Origin of the sequence: Levilactobacillus zymae DSM 19395, from assembly GCF_001434115.1 — a bacterium.
Classification (GTDB): Bacteria; Bacillota; Bacilli; order Lactobacillales; family Lactobacillaceae; genus Levilactobacillus; species Levilactobacillus zymae.
On record NZ_AZDW01000036.1, the window covers coordinates 1 to 1,790 of the forward strand.

General features: G+C 50.3%; 1 rRNA gene. It reads right to left on the reverse strand.

The features are described 5' to 3' along the window. Positions 1-71: 71 nt before the first annotated feature. Positions 72-1,637: ribosomal RNA gene (locus FD38_RS08970) — 16S ribosomal RNA — on the reverse strand. Between the last annotated feature and the right edge of the window lie 153 nt (positions 1,638-1,790).

The window sequence follows — 1,790 nt, forward strand, 5'->3', positions numbered from 1 at the left end:
GTTTGAGGGTAGACCCCTCAAAACTGACCATTGTTTCGACAAAGTATGTGTAGCCTCCGTATATTCCTTAGAAAGGAGGTGATCCAGCCGCAGGTTCTCCTACGGCTACCTTGTTACGACTTCACCCTAATCATCTGTCCCACCTTAGACGGCTGGCTCCCGAAGGTTACCCCACCGGCTTTGGGTGTTACAAACTCTCATGGTGTGACGGGCGGTGTGTACAAGGCCCGGGAACGTATTCACCGCGGCATGCTGATCCGCGATTACTAGCGATTCCAACTTCATGTAGGCGAGTTGCAGCCTACAATCCGAACTGAGAACGGCTTTAAGAGATTAGCTTGGCCTCACGACTTCGCAACTCGTTGTACCGTCCATTGTAGCACGTGTGTAGCCCAGGTCATAAGGGGCATGATGATTTGACGTCATCCCCACCTTCCTCCGGTTTGTCACCGGCAGTCTCACCAGAGTGCCCAACTGAATGCTGGCAACTGATAATAAGGGTTGCGCTCGTTGCGGGACTTAACCCAACATCTCACGACACGAGCTGACGACAACCATGCACCACCTGTCATTCTGTCCCCGAAGGGAACGTCTTATCTCTAAGATTGGCAGAAGATGTCAAGACCTGGTAAGGTTCTTCGCGTAGCTTCGAATTAAACCACATGCTCCACCGCTTGTGCGGGCCCCCGTCAATTCCTTTGAGTTTCAACCTTGCGGTCGTACTCCCCAGGCGGAGTGCTTAATGCGTTAGCTGCAGCACTGAAGGGCGGAAACCCTCCAACACTTAGCACTCATCGTTTACGGCATGGACTACCAGGGTATCTAATCCTGTTCGCTACCCATGCTTTCGAGCCTCAGCGTCAGTTACAGACTAGACAGCCGCCTTCGCCACTGGTGTTCTTCCATATATCTACGCATTCCACCGCTACACATGGAGTTCCACTGTCCTCTTCTGCACTCAAGTTACCCAGTTTCCGATGCACTTCTTCGGTTAAGCCGAAGGCTTTCACATCAGACTTAAATAACCGCCTGCGCTCGCTTTACGCCCAATAAATCCGGACAACGCTTGCCACCTACGTATTACCGCGGCTGCTGGCACGTAGTTAGCCGTGGCTTTCTGGTTGAATACCGTCACGATGTCAACAGTTACTCTGACACCCGTTCTTCTTCAACAACAGAGTTTTACGAGCCGAAACCCTTCTTCACTCACGCGGCATTGCTCCATCAGACTTTCGTCCATTGTGGAAGATTCCCTACTGCTGCCTCCCGTAGGAGTCTGGGCCGTGTCTCAGTCCCAATGTGGCCGATTACCCTCTCAGGTCGGCTACGCATCATTGCCTTGGTGGGCCTTTACCTCACCAACTAGCTAATGCGCCGCGGAACCATCCAGAAGTGATAGCCGAAGCCACCTTTCAAACAAAAACCATGCGGTTTTTGTTGTTATACGGTATTAGCACCTGTTTCCAAGTGTTATCCCCTGCTTCTGGGCAGGTTTTCCACGTGTTACTCACCAGTTCGCCACTCGTTCCAATGTTGAAATCAGTGCAAGCACGTCAATCAACGGGAACTCGTTCGACTTGCATGTATTAGGCATGCCGCCAGCGTTCGTCCTGAGCCAGGATCAAACTCTCATCTTAAAGATGATAAGCTCGAATAGCTCATCGATTGTTGTTACATTTTTAAAGCGAATTGACTTCGCAAATATTGTTTGGGTTTGAATCTAAATTCAAACCGCCCTACACATATTTGGTTTGTCGAAACAAATGTTCAGTTTTCAAAGGTCTACCAAG